The 19,106-nt window shown below is 60.9% G+C and carries 17 protein-coding genes and 1 pseudogene; 15 read left to right on the forward strand and 3 right to left on the reverse strand.

Annotated elements, in window-relative coordinates; all coding sequences use genetic code 11:
• Positions 1-479: 479 nt before the first annotated feature.
• The 6 genes from ACTWQA_RS55750 (at position 480) to ACTWQA_RS55775 (ending at position 8,735) form a co-directional block, all read left to right on the forward strand.
• A complete protein-coding gene (locus ACTWQA_RS55750) occupies positions 480-818 on the forward strand; it encodes a hypothetical protein (RefSeq protein ID WP_443166912.1) in 339 nt (112 codons plus the stop codon).
• A 315-nt stretch (positions 819-1,133) separates the two neighbouring features.
• The gene (locus tag ACTWQA_RS55755; protein ID WP_443166913.1) at positions 1,134-3,824 is read left to right on the forward strand and encodes a hypothetical protein; all 2,691 of its coding nucleotides are present in this window, start codon (positions 1,134-1,136) and stop codon (positions 3,822-3,824) included.
• Between the two features lie 516 nt (positions 3,825-4,340).
• Positions 4,341-5,060 (forward strand): Crp/Fnr family transcriptional regulator, encoded by a 720-nt coding sequence (locus ACTWQA_RS55760; protein ID WP_443166914.1) that lies wholly within the window; start codon positions 4,341-4,343, stop codon positions 5,058-5,060.
• Between the two features lie 57 nt (positions 5,061-5,117).
• Positions 5,118-5,876: a hypothetical protein gene (locus ACTWQA_RS55765; RefSeq protein ID WP_443166915.1), complete on the forward strand. Its 759-nt coding sequence runs from the start codon at positions 5,118-5,120 to the stop codon at positions 5,874-5,876.
• Positions 5,873-7,960, forward strand: a complete 2,088-nt coding sequence (locus ACTWQA_RS55770; protein ID WP_443166916.1) for a hypothetical protein — start codon at positions 5,873-5,875, stop codon at positions 7,958-7,960. The genes ACTWQA_RS55765 and ACTWQA_RS55770 overlap by 4 nt, the downstream gene beginning before the upstream one ends.
• A gap of 4 nt (positions 7,961-7,964) precedes the next feature.
• On the forward strand, positions 7,965-8,735 hold the full coding sequence (locus ACTWQA_RS55775; protein WP_443166917.1) for a hypothetical protein: 771 nt from the start codon (positions 7,965-7,967) through the stop codon (positions 8,733-8,735).
• Position 8,736: 1 nt separating this feature from the next.
• On the opposite strand, the gene ACTWQA_RS55780 is transcribed toward ACTWQA_RS55775, so the two are convergent.
• Positions 8,737-9,327: a Pycsar system effector family protein gene (locus ACTWQA_RS55780; protein WP_443166918.1), complete on the reverse strand. Its 591-nt coding sequence runs from the start codon at positions 9,325-9,327 to the stop codon at positions 8,737-8,739.
• Positions 9,328-10,217: 890 nt separating this feature from the next.
• Between ACTWQA_RS55780 and ACTWQA_RS55785 the strand changes: the two genes are divergently transcribed.
• On the forward strand, positions 10,218-12,077 hold the full coding sequence (locus ACTWQA_RS55785; RefSeq protein ID WP_443166919.1) for a pentapeptide repeat-containing protein: 1,860 nt from the start codon (positions 10,218-10,220) through the stop codon (positions 12,075-12,077).
• A gap of 285 nt (positions 12,078-12,362) precedes the next feature.
• Here the strand turns inward: ACTWQA_RS55785 and ACTWQA_RS55790 are convergent, their stop codons facing one another.
• Both ACTWQA_RS55790 and ACTWQA_RS55795 read right to left on the reverse strand, forming a co-directional pair.
• A complete protein-coding gene (locus ACTWQA_RS55790; protein ID WP_443166920.1) occupies positions 12,363-13,187 on the reverse strand; it encodes an ISL3 family transposase in 825 nt (274 codons plus the stop codon).
• Positions 13,188-13,522: 335 nt separating this feature from the next.
• Positions 13,523-14,407: a helix-turn-helix domain-containing protein gene (locus ACTWQA_RS55795; protein WP_443166921.1), complete on the reverse strand. Its 885-nt coding sequence runs from the start codon at positions 14,405-14,407 to the stop codon at positions 13,523-13,525.
• Positions 14,408-14,560: 153 nt separating this feature from the next.
• Between ACTWQA_RS55795 and ACTWQA_RS55800 the strand changes: the two genes are divergently transcribed.
• The 8 genes and pseudogenes from ACTWQA_RS55800 to ACTWQA_RS55835 all read left to right on the forward strand — a co-directional run bounded on the left by ACTWQA_RS55800 (position 14,561) and on the right by ACTWQA_RS55835 (position 19,004).
• The gene (locus ACTWQA_RS55800) at positions 14,561-15,046 is read left to right on the forward strand and encodes a hypothetical protein (protein WP_443166922.1); all 486 of its coding nucleotides are present in this window, start codon (positions 14,561-14,563) and stop codon (positions 15,044-15,046) included.
• A gap of 256 nt (positions 15,047-15,302) precedes the next feature.
• On the forward strand, positions 15,303-15,572 hold the full coding sequence (locus ACTWQA_RS55805) for a hypothetical protein (protein WP_443166923.1): 270 nt from the start codon (positions 15,303-15,305) through the stop codon (positions 15,570-15,572).
• A 216-nt stretch (positions 15,573-15,788) separates the two neighbouring features.
• Complete coding sequence (locus ACTWQA_RS55810; RefSeq protein ID WP_443166924.1) at positions 15,789-16,166, forward strand: ArsR/SmtB family transcription factor; 378 nt, start codon at positions 15,789-15,791, stop codon at positions 16,164-16,166.
• Positions 16,167-16,195: 29 nt separating this feature from the next.
• The gene (locus tag ACTWQA_RS55815; RefSeq protein WP_443166925.1) at positions 16,196-16,699 is read left to right on the forward strand and encodes an SRPBCC family protein; all 504 of its coding nucleotides are present in this window, start codon (positions 16,196-16,198) and stop codon (positions 16,697-16,699) included.
• Positions 16,696-17,031 (forward strand): VOC family protein, encoded by a 336-nt coding sequence (locus ACTWQA_RS55820; protein ID WP_443166926.1) that lies wholly within the window; start codon positions 16,696-16,698, stop codon positions 17,029-17,031. The genes ACTWQA_RS55815 and ACTWQA_RS55820 overlap by 4 nt, the downstream gene beginning before the upstream one ends.
• A 197-nt stretch (positions 17,032-17,228) precedes the next feature.
• Positions 17,229-17,333 (forward strand): annotated as a pseudogene (locus tag ACTWQA_RS55825) (IS982 family transposase); the annotation flags it as partial.
• Positions 17,334-17,452: 119 nt separating this feature from the next.
• Positions 17,453-18,601, forward strand: a complete 1,149-nt coding sequence (locus ACTWQA_RS55830) for an IS1380 family transposase (RefSeq protein WP_443166927.1) — start codon at positions 17,453-17,455, stop codon at positions 18,599-18,601.
• 64 nt (positions 18,602-18,665) lie between these two features.
• Positions 18,666-19,004, forward strand: a complete 339-nt coding sequence (locus ACTWQA_RS55835; protein WP_443166928.1) for a hypothetical protein — start codon at positions 18,666-18,668, stop codon at positions 19,002-19,004.
• Positions 19,005-19,106 lie beyond the last annotated feature (102 nt).

The following is a 19,106-nucleotide window of genomic DNA, read 5'->3' on the forward strand; positions in this document are numbered from 1 at the left end:
CCGCATCTCGTCGCGCTGGTCCGCGCTGGGGCGACGTTCGTCAACGGCAAACTCGTCGAACGCCCTGAGGGGCAGCCTTCATCGGCAGCCGCTTAAGAACTTGATCCACAGGTCTTGACGATTGCTCGCGCCGGTTTGGTGATCAAGGTGCCTAGGAGAACTTTTTGAACCAGTCAGTGACCCGTGGGCGCGTTCAGAACGACGGTCAAATGACGGTCAAACGATCAAGGGCCCGGCTCTCAGTCTTGAGAACCAGGCCCTTGACCTGCAACTACAGTGTCGGGGTGGCGGGATTTGAACCCACGACCTCTTCGTCCCGAAGGAAAAGCGGGAAGTCTGAGAACGTCGATTTGAGTCGATCGGGGTGCTCTCACCTTACAAAACACTCCGTGGAGGTCGCGGGCAGTCTGATGGAGCCGCGAGGTGGTGGCTCCCCAAATTGGCTCCCGTGGCTCCTCCCTGAGGTGGGAGAGGAACCCATGATCAACCAGTACAGCCCTGACGACAGCGACGGGCGTTTCCCCGAGGACACCCTCGTCCTAGTCAGGCATCCCCTGCGCGATGACCAGAACGACGACCGCGACTCGTGGCCGTGGCTACCGAGCACCGTCCTGGCTCAATGCAGTCCCGACGAGTGGCGGATCATCGTCGAGGTGCCGGCACTGGCCATACCTGACCCCAGCGTGACGAACGGCGACGCGCGCCTGAGGACCTGCTGTACCCCGTTTGCTTCCGCGACGCCACCGAGATTCACGCCGTCAGCATGCACATATGGCAACGTGTACGGAACGAGGCAGAGCACGACTAACCTCGGCTAATAGGCCACCGCCTCGTCGGCGGTGGCCTGCTCGTGCTATCTGAATACAAGTAGTTCAACTAATGTCGCAGTTCGGGTTCACCGTGTAGAAGTACTGGAAGTACACAGCCGCCGCGCCGTCGATGGTGAACCAGCCTTGGCGGTTGCAGGTCTCAGAGAGGCTGAACACGAGGCAGCCCCTGCCCCGGCGTGTGTGGTCTCCCCGCCTTACTCCTGGACGACCTGCATGGACGAATAGCCCTTGAACACAGCTGTCACCCTAGCGATCACTAGCGCAGCGGTCCACCCCAATGTTCCATAGAAGTGGAGGCCGAACATGCCGAAACAGCTGGTACCTCAGCCGCATGACGATTTGTATGAAGAGCTAAAACAAGAGTTAACAACCCTGGTGCGCCAGGCAGCAGACACTGAGGAGATCCGCACAGAACTCGACCGCACTAAGATCCCAGTTGATCGCCTAGTTGACGATATCAAGAATGCTGCCCATGAGATCCTTCTAGCAAGCAACGAAGGCGTGCTTGTAATTCGAGAATCACGTGCAGCCCTGGCGCTGCATGAGAACCCCAACATCCCATCGGACGTCGAAGTAGATGCGCCTGCCGACAGAACTTGGCGCGGCTACGGCGAATATCTCTTCCGCCACATTGCTACATGGGTCATGCTGGGCTTTCCAGTACTAGTTTGGCAAACATGGCCAGTCTTGTCCGCAAGCTACTCAGGCCCATGGCCAATAGTGCTTATAGCAATAGCCGCCATTATTGCGCTCCTCTGCATCTCGGGCCTTATCGTTGCCATATCCAAAGAGCCCGGTGATGCTCTTAACGTCATACAGTTGGCCATTGGCGTGTGGGTATTAATCACTCTGCTTCTCGTTGCCTGGCGCTTGGACGCCCTGAACAGTGGTTGGTGGCTAGCCCTCTGGCTACCCGGCGGGATCTTCGCGGCTAGTCTGGGCTATTCGATAATGAATGCAGGCTGGTTGGAACTCAGCACTCGCATCGCATTTGCACTGATAACCTCTTCGGCAATAATGACATTCATAGCGGTCGGAACTTTCTGGGCATGTACTCAATATACAAACCTGAACGAATCCGAAATAGTCGTTGCAAGCGCTGGCGGAGCATTAGCGCTTCCCTTAACGCTTCGAGCATTATTCGCCCTTAGAATGGGGCCGCGAAGACTATTCGACAAGATACGTGACCGGTCGGGACGGCCTGGTACTAAAACTTGGGATAGGCGGACTCATGCCCTACAAGCAGAAGCGGATGCTGCACTGGGCGCCTGGCGCCAAGATGTATTGCAAAACGTACTCCCTTCTGCACTGAAAGAGCGCATTGCGGAGCTATCAAAACCAGCCTTCACGACACATTTTGAGTATCTAAACGCCGAAGCTTTAGGGCAGATGCGTGCAGGGAAGTACATAGTCACCGATACAGCAACCTTCGGCAGGTTTCGACGATTGATGGCAACTCTGAACGGTGGTGCGATCGGTATTGCAGGTCCGAGAGGAAGTGGCAAGTCTACGCTTCTCGATGCATATCGGGACGGTATCTTGCAGGATCGTGAAGGAACGCATCATATCCAAGTTTACGCGACCGTTCCTGTACGCTACGAGCCTCGCGAATTTGCCCTACACCTCTACGCCTCCCTGTGTGAAGCGGTCCTCAAATACACCGGAACAAAAGAGGTAAAGGATACCCAGCCAAAAAGATTGGCCGCTTTTATATTACTTGCCGGCGCATGGCTTTCTGTGGGATATCTAGGCATGGACGCGATAAAAAAACAACCATTCCTAAGTTTCGCATGGTGGCCACTCACAGTAATAGTGATAGCTGCCACGTACGTACTTATGAACAAGACGAAGTTCACCACCTTTGAAACGATCAAGAGAGGGGACGTGTCCAGGCTTTCGGATTTAAGTACTCATGCTCAGGACATGTTGGCGGCGATTCATTTCCAGCGAAAGTATACTGAAAACTGGTCCGCTAAGCTTGGCCTGCTTTTCGGAGCAGACACATCTCGAGGGGGGTCCCGGGAATTCACTCGCCATGAACTGAGCTATCCGGCGGTGGTCAAAGACTGTAGAGAGTTCTTAACGGTAGCAATCAGCGTGTTATCTCAACAGCCTGCAATGGCGCGTATCCCGATCGCAATAATAATTGACGAACTAGATAAGATAACGTCGTCGGAAGGAGCCCAAGAGTTCGTAAATGAGGTGAAGTCTCTATTCAACATTGACGTTGCAGGCTGCCTGTTCCTGGTGTCTGTATCAGAAGAAGCATTGGCTACTTTTGAAAGGCAAGGAGTCGTCCGCGACGCCTTCGACAGCGCTTTCGATTCTATCTTCCGAGTAGATTATCTGACACTTGAAGATTCGAAGCGACTACTTAATCACCGGATAATAGGGTTACCTGATCCATTCATATGTTTAGCGCATTGCCTCTCGGGCGGACTGCCTCGGGATCTCATTCGTATAGCTCGGGCTATTGTTTCGCTTACTGGCGAAGCCAAGAACCTTGGAGAGGTCACATGCAACCTTCTCGGAGAAGATCTACAGCGGAAGGCGTCGGCTTTCCGATCGATCATCTCGCAAATAGGCTGTTGTGAACCTTCCACCAGCTCCCTTATGAGACATGTAGACCTCAATACTACACCTGAAAGTAGTCTACTATTCCGCGCTGCAACGAATGCCCCCTTACGGAATCCCGGTGAACATGAGTGTTGTGCTGACCTGCTATCTCTCCAAAGTGAATATTTGGCTTACTTATACTTCGCTGCAACTCTGATGCAGGTTTTTGGCAATAGATTGAGATCCGAGCAGTTGATTCGGGGGTGCTTGATTGAACACCCCGGTAGCTTTGAAATGCTTACCTCTGCCCGCCAGTTCCTCTCGGTGAATTCGCGATTCGCCTGGCTCAGGCTAAATGAGTTTAGAGAAGCATGGGAGCTAGTCGCCGCGACCCCACCGGAGACGTTGCCCACGTCCAAATCAAAGAACGGATCGTGATATCAATAAGCGATCGCTTACAGACTCCTATTCTCTGTGGCCTATGGGTCGAAGCACGCGGAACTATGGCTTAGTGGTCCTGCCCGTAAGTCCTTGGGGGGTTCTGTGGTCGAGGTAGAGATCGCAGGCGCAGTCGAGGGCTTCTTGGGGCGTGCCGGCGGGCATGCCGATGGGCAGGATCTGGTTTTCGTACTTGGGGTGCGGCGGGCGGGCCGGGGAAACCTGCCGTGAGCAATCACGGCAGGGCGCCCCGGCCCAACCCAACCCGTCTTCCGCACAACTACTCATGGGCGTCCACTTGTATCGGGCGGATCTTCAGCGGAGACGGCGGTGACTTGGGCAAGCCGCAGCCCGTAGTGACCGTGACCGACCTCTGGTGACCCGTCCTTAATGGCACGACGATCACAGTCGCTGGCGGCACGGGCAATTCGGACGGATCCATCCGTCGCCATTGTCCGCCGGTCAGGAGAGCAGGCTTGCCAGGACTACTGGGCTGACATATGTGTGGGGCACCGCTTGCTGGAGGACACCGTGGCACCCAACCGCTGGCCGACCGGCACCTTCATGCACCGCCTGACGGACGAGTTACGCTCGGAGCTTCTTGGGCTTGGTGCCCTATGCGCATTCTCCCCGGGCCATACCCTGATCAGCCAGGGGGATCACGGTACATCGGTGTGGCTCCTGCTGGACGCGCTGGTCAAGGTAACCGGGGGCGTTGAGAATGGCGTGGAAGCGACACTGGCCGTCCGAGTGTCAGGCGACATCGTCGGTGATATGTCGGCTATGGATGGATCACCGCGGTCGGCGACTGTGACCACATGCGGGCGGGCAGTCTGTCAACAGATCAAGGGCCCCGTGTTTCGCTCCTTCGTGGCACGGCGCCCGGCCGCAGCGCTGGCGCTGACTCAGGTCGTGGCTGACCGATTGCGTTGGGCCAACCAGCGGCGCCTCGATTTCGCCGGGTACGAGACGAAAACCTGCCTGGCGCGTGTGCTGCTCGCGCTGATCTCCCGGCACGGTCGCGCCACAGATGACGGCGTAAGCATCGGCGTCCCGCTCACCAGGGCCGAGCTGGGCATGCTGGTGGGTGCTAAGGAGATCACGACGCAGAAGGCGCTGCGCCAAATGGCTGCGGAGGGACTCATTCGACGAGGGCACCGCGATGTGGTGGTGAAGGACCTGGTAGGGCTGACCGAGCTCGCCGACCTCCCGTTCCTCGCCAAGCCATATTTATAAGGCTTCTGCCGCCCGGTCGTGCCTCACCGTTGAGCCCACCCGCTCATTGGAGATGCCATGGCCACGCACGATTACCGCGTACTGCTCACCGCCGACATCGAGAACTACGGTGGTCGTACCGACGTCCAGCAACGGACCCTCCAGTCCGGGCTGATGACAGCCATCGACACGGCAGCGGACCGCGTCGGCCTGGACCGGCAGTCCTGGCTCCGTCAGGTGGGCGGTGACTCCCTGACCGCGGTCCTTCCTGCCGAGCCGGGCCCTCTCGTCACCATTCCCCTTCTTCTCGACCAGTTCCTGAACGAGCTCGACGTGGCCATCGCCGGCCACAACAGCCGGCACGCCGATCCCACCTGGGCGCGGATGCGGGTACGGCTGGCCGTACACGTCGGGCCGCTCCACCTGGACGGCGCGGCGGGATGGCCGGGGCAGCATGCCGTCCAACCTGCGAGGATGCGCGACTCGGCCCCGATCCGGGCCGCTCTCGACACGTTCCGCAACGCCGACGTGGCACTGATCATCTCGCGCGAAGTGTTCCGTGACTACGTGTCACAGGGGCCAGGGCGGCCGAGGCCGTCGGAGTTCCTGGAAGTGGCGGTGGCGGAGAAGAAGCAGGCCTACCAGGCGTACTTGTACGTGCCGCATTTCGATGTCCATGAAATGGAGATTCCTGTGCCCTCGCCCACCCGGGACGACGCCGCACCGCGACCACCGTCGACGATCGGATCGATCAAGAACCGAGTGAGGGGAGGCGATGTCAACATCGCGCAGGGAGACCTGAACGTCACATACGACCCGAAGCGGAGGAAGAAGTGAGCGACTCTCCGCCCGAGGAAGAACACCTCGAGGTCCCACAGCCGGAAGACACAGACCTCCAGGACGATCCCTCTGAGGATACCGACGAAACATTCCAGGAACCGGAGCGCAACCGATCGGTCCGCGACGAGATGACCGCTTCCGGACAGGAGTGGCTCGAACGCAGGCAGAGCCTGGACGACCTGTTCGCAGAAGAGCGCGCCAGCACAGGCACGCGCTGGATCGGACGCGTTACCAACCGTGTCAAGGACGGGGACGTCTGGCTGGCCCAGCGCGACATCAACGTGCATCAGGGACGTGCGCAACCGACCGCGACGATTCACGCCCTTACGGAGAGCGACATCGAAGATCTGCGGCGGACGCTGGTACCGACCCAGTCGCAGGCGGAAGCGCGCAGGCTGCTGGACAGCGAACGCCTGGTCCTGCTCGGCGGCGCCACCGAGAGCGGAAAGGCGACCACCGCCCTGGCGGCGCTGCTCGACTGGGGCGGCGGGGCAAGCTGGACCATCCCGCATGGGGCGAGCACGCCGAATCCGCGTGACTGGAAGCTGGAAGCGGGTCAGGGCTACCTGCTGGACTTGGTCGATACCCCCGAATGCGTGGATAGAGTATCCACACAGCTCAAGCGCTCCGGCGTCACCACGGACAGCAGGGTGATCGTGCTTGTGCCGGAGCACACCAGATCCTCCGTTGCGCAGGTGATCCACCACGATCCTCCATCAACTGGCAGGGTCTTCGCCAAGCATCTGTCCTCCCACGCGCCGGGTGTACGGCTCGCGCCGGAGGATCAGCGGCTCCTCGACGAGGAGTTACGCGCACACTCCGCGCCTTGGCAGGTGGTCGAGTTGGCCAAGGAGGTGGCCGCCACCGTGCAGTCCGGCTCCCCCATCGACGCCATGCTGAACGGGCGCTTCCATCGGATGCGCGCGCAAGTGGGCAGCGATCTCGACAAGCGCAGCCCGATCCTGGGCCGCTGCTTCATGACGAGCATCGCCGTACTCCACGGACTGCCCGAGCCGGTGGTCTCCGGCGCGGCGCTGGCCCTGGCCGAGCGGCTCGATGAGAAGTGGCGCCGTGATCATTCACCGAGACCAGTCAGGCTGTGGGAGAAGCTGCCCCATTGGCTCGACTATGTGGACGCCGAAGCCACACCTGCCGGACCTGGTGGCGGACGGACGATTCGGCTCAGACGCCCAAAGGTGGCGGCCATCATGCTTCGCGTCATCTGGGAGGACCAGCCGACCATCCGTGACTCTCTAATCGACTGGCTGCTCTGGCTCGGCGACGAGGGATCCGGACACACGAGGATCAAGGTCGGGCACGCGGTCGGGAAGCTCGCCACCTTCGACTTCGACACCGTGGACACGCGGTTCCTGCAAGTGTGGAGCCGCTCCCGGCGCCCGCGCGATCATCAACTCGCGGCCCTGGCTCTCGAGGCCGCCGCAGAGGATCCGTCCCTGGCACGCCGCGTCCACCTCCATCTCCAGTCAATGGTTGGTGGGAGGGATGCGGAGAAGGCCATCGCGATTCGCGCCTACGCTTCGTCAATCGGTCTGGCCGCGCCCGACCAAGCCCTCGCCGCATTCAGGAGGCTGGTACTCACCAGGGGCGTCAAGTTTCACCGGGACGTCGCTCAGTCCATCGCCTACCTCTACCGCGCGAATACCGCTCACGCCATTTTGAACCACCTTGCCGCCTGGATCGGTGAAGGGGGATCGGCCGGCCGTCACGGCGCCGCACTTGCTTTCGTACGGCTGGTCGCGCCGGTCATCCCGAGCCCTGAGCGGCCGCATCTGAGTCGGCTCGATGCTCGTCCCTCACTGGTGACGCTCTGGCGTAACGCGCTCAGCCACGAGGAAGAAGGCCGCCTGGTCGTGCCCGAGTCCTGGGACCTGCTGCTGAGCGAATGGCTGCGGCACTACGACGAACGACCCACCGTACGGGAAATCACAGACAAGATCTTCAGCTTGATCGACGGACGGAACGCCGAACGGACACTGCTCTACCTCCGGCTCTGGCGTCACCAGGGCGAAATCTCTGCCCAGCTCCACCACCACCTGCGCCAACTCGTTCACGGGAGCTGATCCCATGCGCAAATGGCTGACACCCATGCTCATAGGCATTTACCAGAACGAGCCCGAAGCCGTGCCACCGGCAAATGTCGAGCCGTTCACCTTTGACTCACCCGCCAAGGGCGACGCCTACGACTTCTCCGTCACGCTGCACCGGACCGCGACGTCAGCAGGGAAACGAGCCCGAGCCGTCCTCGACGACGAGCTGCCCGAAGCCGAGGCGGTCCTTCAGCGGGCGTGCGAGGAGATCCGCCCGGTCACGCGCCAATTCGAGATCACCGAGGCGGGCGCCGCTGAACTGGCGGCGAACCAAAGGCTCGCATCCGTGTCACCTGCGATGACCGGCAGCTACCGATGGACGGTCAGAGCCGAGGTGAACGTCTCCGAAGAGGTACGACAGCTCAACCGTGATGCCTACAAGCAGCAGCATGACATACGGTCTGAAGCCGCCGCGGCACTGCTCCGCATCGAGAGCACCGACATGGTCAGGCTGAAATGGCAGGAGTTCCTCGCTGCCGTCGAAGGGAGCGACAGGGCGGTGCAGGCGATCCAACTGGCTGCCGATCGAACGCAGCTGCCGCGGATCTTCATGGACCTCGTCGAACAGCGGGAGCAGGACGCGCAAGAGCTGCTCGGCACCATCGAAAGGATCATGCAGAGCTACCAGGCGGTGGACATGCTTCACTTCGTCGTCAGCAACGAGACCGTGCTGCGACGGACCCTGGAGCTCCTTGGCCTGCCCGTCCCGCCGCTGCAGGAAGACGACGTTCTCGTGGGTGGGCCATAACTCATGGAGACGTGCCGAGCACAATGTCGATCAGCACCGCGCTCACCGTCGCCACCGTTCCGCAGAGGAGGAGCCAGAATCCCCACCGGATGAGACGGTACTTCTGACCGACGATCCGGCTGACCCTGTGGAGCTGGTCGGCTATTCGTTCCAGATCCAAGGTCGACGACCTCATCAAGGCGCTGGCGACGGCTGCGGCGGACGCGAAACGGAGCACATCGGCGTAGTACATGACCGCGTCACTTTGCTTCCGGCGATCCAGCCGCGGATAGACAGCTCGGGCGAGCACCACCACCGACGCCAAAGCCGCGGCCGCCCCTGCCCACCACAACCACTCAATGGTGTTCGACAACCTGAACGGCGACCAGCTTCCGGCGAGCAGACCGCCGGTAACTGCGCCGAGCCCGATTCCCACGATGCCGAGGAGAACTTGAGCCTTGGTATCGGCCCGATTGAGCTCCTCACGCGTCTCTTGGAGCAACTGAGCGCCGTAGGCACACGCATCCTCTTCAGCTGCTTGCTGATGATCTCGGGTGGCTAAGGCTTTCGCGATCCTACGAAACATGAGCGACCTCTTGTCTGGGACGATCACATCGCTGAGGATCCCATAACCAAGGGCCGGAGATGACGGAAAGGTCCGGCGGGGAGGGGGCGTGCGTCCGCGCTGGGGAACAACCCATGATCGCCGTGCCTGATGCCATGGGAAACAGGGGGGACCGTGGCCCTTGTCTGGAACCGCCCTCCGAACATATTCCGGATCCGCAGCTCTGCTCCAGCCTTTTCGCTGACACCGACCCACCTTGCACGGGGAGACTGGGTGAGGAACGAACGCAGTCCCACAGATCACCTCCAGCCATGTACAGTGGCCGGCCACGGACAGGCGGTCGTGAGGCAAGGATCCGTGTGGCGCGTCATACGGACCCAGCCGCATTAGCAGCTACGAGCTGCGGCGTTCCGATCAGCTCAACCTGAACTGACATGGTCTAGCGGTCCGGGTCGAACGAGCTGGTACAGCAATGAACTGCAACCCAAACTGCAACCATACGAGCGTGAACCAGACGCTTGCGGCGGCTGCCGCGACTGTGATCGTCGGTGGAGCACCGATGTCGACGGGTCCGGTCCTCGTGACCGGTCTCCAGCCACCGAGGCTCTAGCAAGAAGATGCGGGCCTCAACTACTCCGCGTCGCGGGTGGTTTACGTCTCCGGACACACTCTATGCGGGGCGCGGCGAGTACTATGCGAAGCATAGATCGTCCAAGATCTAGATGACAATCTCCTTCTCTGTTATGCGCCACAACCTCATCTTGCAGCGGGGAGCTACGCATATGCGTCACGAAAGCAGCTTTAGCACCCTTCGTGGTGGCGGAACGACTTCATGGGAGTTGTGCAGCGTTGCAGGTTGTCCAGGTGCCAGATGCCCGTCCTACGGCGCTTGCTACAACCATCTCTCAATCGACCAAAGAGGTGCCTACCTCAAAGCCGTGGCTGCTGGTACAGAAATCCTTCAACTCAGCGGTCTAACCATTGACGGAAAAACATGGTCCGCAATTGTAGCGACACTGCCCACAACTAACAATAACCCGTCAAATCAACCCCAACCTATTATGCCGCTAACAATTTGCATGGAGACACGATTCTCGGACAAGGTCAACATGCAGCACTACACATGGGAGAAGGATGTCAGCTTCAGAAAGGCTCGGTTTGATGACGAAGTTTGGCTTATGGGCTCCACCTTCGAGCGAGGCATTGAGCTAGATGGTGCGCTTCTAGGGTCTCTTAATCTTGGAAATTGCACCCTTAAACATATACGAGCGAGGAAAGTAACCGCCACAGGCGCAGTCAGTCTGGCCAATAGCAAGATCGAGGAAGAGTGTGATCTAAGCGAAGGAATACTTGAAGCGCTTCACCTTCAGGGTACACAGATCGGCGGATCGCTAAACCTCCAAAACATAAAGATTGGGGACTCGAACTCCGGGTCGTTCAATCTTACGGCCGCAAATATCTCGGGAGATCTGAACTGCACAGCGGGGCAATTTCCCAGAAGCTCGACACTGGGTAGCCCGTATAGAGATTCCGAAGCGACAAACATACAAGGACTAAGCGACTTTCGTGGAGCAACTTTCGGCGATAACGGCATTGGAGAATGCCTGTTTGCACATATGGAGCTAAGGGGCGCAGATTTCACTGATGTTACGTTCAACGGACGAGTGTCCTTTAGTCACGTCCGACTGAGTGGCAGATGCGAGATGCAAAACATCACGCATAACTATGTGGATAATCAGCCAACTTCGCCAAAACTCAAGAGTGGAACCAGTAAGCAGTTTGCTGGAATCGAATTGAGAAATGTCATCTTCGAAGAGACTGTGGAGCTGAATGGCTGGAAATCCGACGGCTCAATCCAGCTGAACTCCATCACAACCGAGAAATCTATAGAACTACTTGACGTAGATATCGCCCAGTTTTCCGCACTGCTCGTTGGCTGCCAATACTTTATTGCTCGCGGACATTTTGGCAGCATCAAGCTCTCGAGATGCCAGTTCTCTAGCGGTGGCCAAGTGCGAGCAGATGGAGGAGAACTCCATATTGAGCAATGCTCCAGTAGCGCTCCACTAACAATCGCACCACTAGATATGTCCAAGACACTGGTTGCAGTGCACACACTTAATGGGACCGATGTCAGTAACTTTATCTTCTCACACCTGGACCTCGCCAATGCACGGCTAGAGACAGCAGCCAATCTGGACAAAATCGTTGTCCAAGGACCCTTGGCCATGAAGCGCCCACCGCGGTTCCGCGTCAAGAGAGCGGTATTGCTCGGCGAGATAGCATGCAGGACAACCATGCTGAATCGGCGGCGTTGGCGACGTTTACTGGATAGCGACGTCACCCCAGTGCCTTCTCTCCCAGAACTCCAAGCTGCCTATAGAGCACTCAGAAAATCACAGGAAGATCGCAAAGATTCTCCGGGGAGCGCCGACTTCTACTATGGAGAGATGGAAATGCGACGGCTGGCCTCGCCAAGACTGTCGGTGGAACGTGGCATACTAACTCTGTATTGGATCGTTTCTGGCTATGGACTTCGAGCCTGGCGCGCGCTGGCGCTCCTCGGTGCCTCGCTCACTATAACTACTGCGCTACTTATACGGTTCGGGCTGACACAACCAACAGACTTTCAGGAGTCCTTGATATTCTCCTTGCAAAACACAATATCCATCACCAATACGACTTTCCTAACTAAAATGAACCACACAGGTGCTTGGATTCAAATCTTCCAAAAGATCACTGGCCCTGCATTAATCGCCCTGGCGGCACTTGCTCTTCGAGGACGAGTTAAGAAGTAGGATGCTTTTCTTAGGCATACGGATCCTCGCGTATGGCGAATTGGAGGCAGGCGAGCGATTCGAGCCGGGCAGAACGCCAACCAGTTCGTCCTTGTCGTACGTCATAGCGTGATGTAGGTGCCCCATTCATTCCCTTGAATTCCCTCACTGGGCATCGCTCCGCACTCCGGAGGTTGCGTCGGCCATGGCATAAAGCCGTCGCAGGATGCGGCGTCGGTTACGGGTAGCTTTCCGACGGATTCGACCTTCAATCTTCTGGGAATTAGGGTTCAGGCAATCCAGCTTTCACCGTGTCACGCGGGTCCCTCGACGCGCAGTCCCTGCTACCTGGACCCGGCCGCCGATTTTCTGGCATGCTCTGGTCCCCTTCACCGTTTCCGGATTGGGTAAGCCATCAGACCCAAGAACCTCCCTCCGAATTCCTCCCGACTGAGTCGGGGATACGACAAGGCGCCGCATGGCGCACTGCCACCTGTCCGCGACCTGGATGGCGTCGGGCGCTCCCTGGCTGGCGCCTTCGGCGAACCCGCCGGCCCTGTCGCGGCAGATGACCTGGATGCCGGGATGCTCACGAAGCCAGTCGGCGAATACCTCGGCGGTGCGGTCATCCAGGACGTCGATGGGCCGGTGGGTGGCCATGTCGATGAGGATGGTGGCGTAGGACTGACCTCGGCGTTTGGCGAATTCGTCCACGCCCACGACGGCGACCGTACCGATCTCGGGATCGGGCAGCGCCCTGATCAGCCGGATCAGCAGGGACCGGGAGACGGCGATGCCCAGCCGGCTCGCCAAGCGCGCCCCGGCCCGCCCAGCCAAGGCCAGGGCGATGTGCTCCAGCAGCCGACGCATCGCCGACGTTCGCCGTGCATACGGCTGGGTCAGCTCGGGCACCTGCTCGGCGAAGGCGCGGACCGGACATTCAGGGTTGACGCAGAACCACCGCCGCACCTGCAGCTCGATGGTTACGGGCACCTCACCGCAGGTCAGGTCCTGCAGAAGGCGACGGTATCGACTGTGGATCCGTTGGCTGAACGTGCCACAGGCGCCACATTCGGCCTCCGAGGTCTTCGCGCATCCGCTGATCAGCAGGGCGCCTCCGTCGTGGATCACCTTCTCTACCTGGACGACCGCCAGATGGGGGCACAAGAGCAGGAGAAGATCGAGGCAGGGGCTCTCGCCTCCCGCTTGGAAGTGCAGCACAATAGCCCTCGCGGCCGCTCGTGATGATCGGATTCTTGGTCGAACCTGATCTTGACGATGCGGCCGCCCTCATGTGCGGCCTGTTGCCGAACCGCGATCATGGTCACGCGCCGTCACGGCATCACGATCTTTGTGCCAGAGCCACTTTTGCACGGCCACGGACATACCGCGCTCCAGGCCGACTCAGCTCTTCAGGCGGGTTGGCGGCGTCGGATCCACATGATGGCTCCGCGGCGTGGTCTTCGTCACCCCGCCGTGGTGTCTGTGGTTACCTTCTTCTCTTCGCCCGAGGGCAGTTTGATGAAGGCCTGGGCGGTGACGGGGGTGTTCATGCCGAAGATCATGTCGGTGTACAGGGGCGGCATGGTGGTGTTGTCGCTGGTGCAGTCGGCCGGATGGCAGAGCCTGGCCTCCCTGGAGAGGATCTCGAGCCTGGCCGACCAGGAGTCGGGCATCTTCAGCCTGGCCCAGTTCGTGCCGCACGTCTTGGAGTACCAGTTTTCCAGATAGGCCGTGCCGTACTTGGTGGTGACCTCCTTGAGGCTGCCGATGACGGCGTTGGCGGAGTCCCAGCAGCCCCACATGCGTGGCGATTTGCCGTGGCAGTCGTAGCCCAGGGTGGCGCCGCCGCAGGCCTGCGTTGGCATCGGGTCCCTGCCCGCGGGGTAGGTCGCAGCGGGGGTGGCCCCAGCGCTGGGGATGGCCACGGAGCGGGGCTGCAGCACCACCAGCGCCACCGCCCACGTCAGAGCCGATGACGCGACTGCCACGATCACCGGCACCCCCCAGGTCGCCGACCACCTCCGCTCTGACGTCTCCTGCGGTGGGTCGGCACTCCCGGGAGAAGCATCCGCCGCCTCCTGGGTGGCCTCCCAGGCCTGCCGCCACTCGGTGAGATCGGCGACGCCGCAGGCCTTGACGATGGTCTGCACGACCTCCCAGGACGGGACCTTCTTGCCGCCCTCGGCCGTGGAGATCGTGCTGGGCGCGTAGTGGCATTTGGCGGCCAGCGTGCGCTGGGTCAGCCCCGCCTGTCCGCGTAACCGCCGCAGCCGATCGGCGAACTCGACGACGGGCCCCTCTCCTTCCAATGGGTTCGGGTTGCGCGCCACCATTCCTCCCTTGCTCATCTGTGCTCACCATTGTTCGGCAACATCGATGAACATCCGGATGACCTGGGATAACAAATTTCGATCTTCACGATGCCCGCCGAACATGGACACGGCTCGCACTCGCTCCACAGACTCGCTGTCGTTGCAGCACACCCTCACCAGGAGCAGTTCATGCGCATTCCCTCAACAGCCCTCTCTCTCACGCTCGCGGCTGCGATCGTCACCCCGCTCGCCGCGGTGTCCCCGGCCCAGGCCGCGGCAGTACCGAACCTCATCGGGATTACGCAGGCCGCGGCCTCGTCGGCCTCGGCCAGTGCGCTGGACGCCGGAGGCCGCGTGATCAACCAAGCAGGGCTGGCCGTGTTCAAGGTGAAGGTCAACCAGATCTTCCCCTCCGACTCGGCCCGGTTCGAGTTCAACTACAAGAAGCCCGAGGGCTGGCTCGAGTACAACGACAACGTGTCATTCATGTGCTGGCTACCCGGAAAGCCGATCAAGGGTCCGTACGGGACAACCAACGCCTACGGTGCGATTGGCGCGCTCAAATACAACGGCCCGGGCGCTGGCAACGAGTGGCTCGTCGTCACCGACGCCTGGGTGTACACCGCCGGCGACATCAAGAAGCAGGTCCCCAGATGCGACCAGCGCCTGTCCTGACCGCGACGTTTGCGTAGTTGGGGCAACCCCTGTACGGCCCTGGGTGCTTGAAGGCGGCCGAGCTGGGCCACTCCCGGGGTGGACTGACCAGCACGGTGCACCTGTCCGCCGACCGGCGCTGCCGTCCGCTATCGTTCCTGCTCACTCCCGGCCAGGCCGCCGACAGTCCCCGCTTCATCACTGTCCTGCCCCGCATCAAAGGTCCACGGTCCCGTTTGCCGTCCCCGTACCCGCCCACCACGCAGAAAAGGAGATTATGATCACGTTCAAGCACGTCCTGCCCTTGCTCGCCGCCGCCTTCGTCGCCGCCATGATCGCTAGCCCGGCCCACGCTGACGAGGACCTGCCCGTCCAGGATGGCCCTTGGCCAGCCTGGACCTACTACGGCCCATACGAGTCCAAGCCAGCCTGTGAGGCGATGAGGACTTACTACAACCACTACTACGGGTACCGCACCGAATGCGTCGATCTCAGCGCGCTCATCGGAGAGCCTGAGGAGTGGTACATCAAGAAGTGGAACTTCTAGACAGTGACCAGGACGGGGCTTTCGAGCAGGCCACCTCCGACAAGCGGCGGTGGCCTGTTAGCTGAGGTCAGCCGTGCTCTAACTCGTTTCGTACACGCAGCCAGGCGTGCATGCTGACGCCGCGAATCTCGGTCGCGTCGCGGAAGCACGCGGGGTAGAGCAGGTTCTCCGGGGCGTCGCCGTTAGGCAGGCTGGGGTCAGGTATGGCCAGCGGTCGTGACCTCGACGATCGACGACGAGCTGTGGGCGGCCATCGGCGACCCGACCCGGCGTCGCGTGCTGGACCTGCTGCTCGCCGACGGCTCCGGCACGGCGACGAGCTTGAGCGGCCACCTGCCGGTGACGCGCCAGGCGGTCGCGAAGCACCTGGGTGTCCTCGAGCGCGCAGAGCCGGTCGTGCCCCGCAAGGACGGCCGTGAGGTGCGTTACGTCGTCAACGAAGCGCAGTTCTCCCGCGCCGTCGAGCAGTTGGCCTCGGTCGGCGCGGCATGGGACGCACGCCTGCGTCGCATCAAGACGATCGCCGAGTCGATCCAGGCGCTGCGATTGAAAACCGAATCGAAAAACCGAGTAGGTGTTGATCACCATGGATGAAACAGGTCGGAATGAAAGGAATCAATCCAATGACGAACACCGAACAATCCCCTGCAACGCACGCGAAGGTGAACGGGGACTATGAGAAGACCATCCGTGTCCAGGCACATCCGGACACGCTGTTCGACGCCCTCACCACCCCCTCCAGCCTCGCCGCCTGGTGGACGGATGTCACGGGATCCGGCGACACTGGCGGCGAACTCCAGTTTTCCTTCGATCCTCCCGAACCGTGCGTGATACATGTCGATCAGGCGACGCGGCCGTTTTCGGTGCAATGGACCGTCACCTCCTGCGACTTTCTCCCCGACTGGGTTGACACGTGTCCGACCTTCACCATCACCCCGATCGGTGGCGACGCGTCCGAACTCCAGTTCCGCCACCAGGGTCTGACCCATGAGCTGGAGTGCATCGAGCAGTGCATGCGCGGCTGGGATCACTTCCTCGAGAGCTTGCGTCAGTACGTCGAGGTCGGCCGCGGTATGCCGCGCGGCAGCAACGCGGACAACGCCCGCCGCCTGCAGGAGAGTGCGTGATCATGACAAAGGTAATCTTTGGGAACCATTCGGCGCTTCGAGTGCACCGGACGGAACGGGACAGAATCCGGAAGTTTTACCGCGATGTCCTGGGCTGCGAACTAACCAGGGAGCTCCACGACAAGGACGACTTTCGAATGGGAGACGGCTTCTATATTGCGTTTCTCTACGGAAGCGGTGACGGGTGGGAGGCGGACAAAGGTGTGACCTACGCCGCGGAGCACGCCCTGAGCGAGGATGACTTCTTGAAGGCGATCTTCCTGGAGTTGAAGGCGGACGACGTCGAGGAAATGCGGCGGAAAATCGTCGACTTCGGCGTCAAAGTACTCTAGGTGCCCGATCCGCACCTGTACTTTCAAGCCCCAGGAGGGCAAGTGTTCCGGCTGGTTGGCACCAACGAGGACCTCTCCAGGTATGAAGGTCACCGGTAGAAGTCTTCCAGCCGGTCACCTAGACGAGTGATCCCTAATTGATCACAGTGGCGGCGTATGCCTGCGAACGCGCGAGAGGGTGTCGAAGATCGCTCTTTGTGGAAGAAACCGACCTCGACACCCTCGTGATCGCACTGTACGTGAAGATCGATGACGATGCCGCCAACACTGCACGGCTGCCGGGATGCCCACCCAAACTCAGCCTGGATCCACGGTGTGAATCTTGAGGCGAGGTCCGGGAAATAGCGTGAGGTACCCTTTGAGCTGGGAGGATGGGAGTTCTTCACGCTTCCAGCCGCCCGTTTCAAAGGACACCTCGTAAGTGCGATTCTCCCACGCCGCCGCCCGTACGCAGGCGATCTTCGATGACGAGCATGTGATCTCCTACGGCGGGCTGGCTCCGGCGATGCGACTGGCCGAGCGGTGCGGTCTGGAGCGGCTGGTCGACGCGCACGTGACGCTGGGCGCCGCGGACGGCGTCAACGCGGAGGCGAAGGTGGGCTCGATCGTGGCCGGGATGGCCTGCGGCGCCGACAGCATCGACGACCTGGACCTGCTGCGGCACGGCGGCATGGACAAGCTGTTGCCCGGTATCCGCGCCCCGTCCACACTGGGCTCGTTCCTGCGCGCGTTCACCTGGGGCAACGTCCGTCAGCTCGACAGGGTCGCGCGCGAGTTGCTGGTGAGGCTGGCCGCGCACGCCCGGCTGCTGCCAGGTGCGGACGTGCTGGCCTTCCTCGACATCGACTCGATGCAGCGCCGCACCTACGGCTACGCTAAGCAGGGTTCCGGGTTCGGCCACACAAAAATCCAGGGCAAGAGCGTGCTGGTACGCGGGCTGAACGCGCTGACCGTCACCCTGTCCACCCCACTGGCCGCGCCCGTGGTGGCCGCCACCCGGCTGCGCGGCGGCGCCACCGGCTCTGCACGCGGCGCGAAGTCGCTGGTGGCCGAGTACATCCCCACCGCCCGGCAAGCAGGCTGCACCGGCACCCTGATCCTGCGCGGCGACTCGGCGTTCTACAGCGCTGAGGTCGTCGCCGCCTGCCGCGCCCAGGACACGCGGTTTTCGATCACGGCCAAGCTGGACCCCAAGGTCAAAGCAGCGATCGCCGCCATCGATCCAGGTGCCTGGACACCGATCAAATACCCGCGAGCCGTCTTTGATGAGCAGGCCGGCGGCTGGGTGTCCGACGCCGAGGTCGCCAAGACCTCCTACACCGCCTTCACCAGCAAGAAAGGCAAGCGGGTGACAGCCCGGCTCATCGTGCGGGGAGTCAAGAAGCTCGATCCGCCCGCCGCTGATGGCCAGGGCGAACTGTTCCCCACCTACCGCTATTACCCGATCTTCACCGACAGCCCTTATACCCTGCTCCAGGCCGAGGCGCAGCATCGTGATCACGCGGTCCAGGAGCAGGTCAACGCCGATCTCATCGACGGTCCGCTCGCCCATCTGCCCTCTATTGACTGAACTATCTGGCGTATTTGCGCATTTCAAAGGCTATGCGAGGCTGCGACTGTTAGCGTCACGGCCCATGAGCGCTGAGTTACCGGAGCGGGACCTGTCGGCCTTGGAAGTTCCGCGCACCGGACGTGTGGTGGCCACGGGGGACCCGTTGGAGCCCTATCGGTTGCTGAATGAGAACGGTGTCCCCGTGGCGGCGGTGGCCTCGTACTTCCGGGAGTTGCTCGCAGCGTCCCGCTCGGCCTCGACGCTGCGCTCCTATGCCCACTTATGCCGAGAGCGGCATAAGTGGGCTTATGCCGAGCCCCCGGATATGCCGCTGCTGGGGGTGAAATTGCTGGCTGGATGGTCTGTCATGCCTTGCAGTATCGGCATAATATTCGGTCTGCTACATAAAGTGACTGATTGATTTCTGTGCGTGATTCTCGCCTTGTCGACCGCTGTCGAGGAGGCGACCATGGACAGCAGGCAACAGGCCGGCCATCCGACCCGAACGGCGGTGACCGGGCCG

The organism is Nonomuraea sp. 10N515B (assembly GCF_052245915.1).
Lineage (GTDB): Bacteria > Actinomycetota > Actinomycetes > Streptosporangiales > Streptosporangiaceae > Nonomuraea.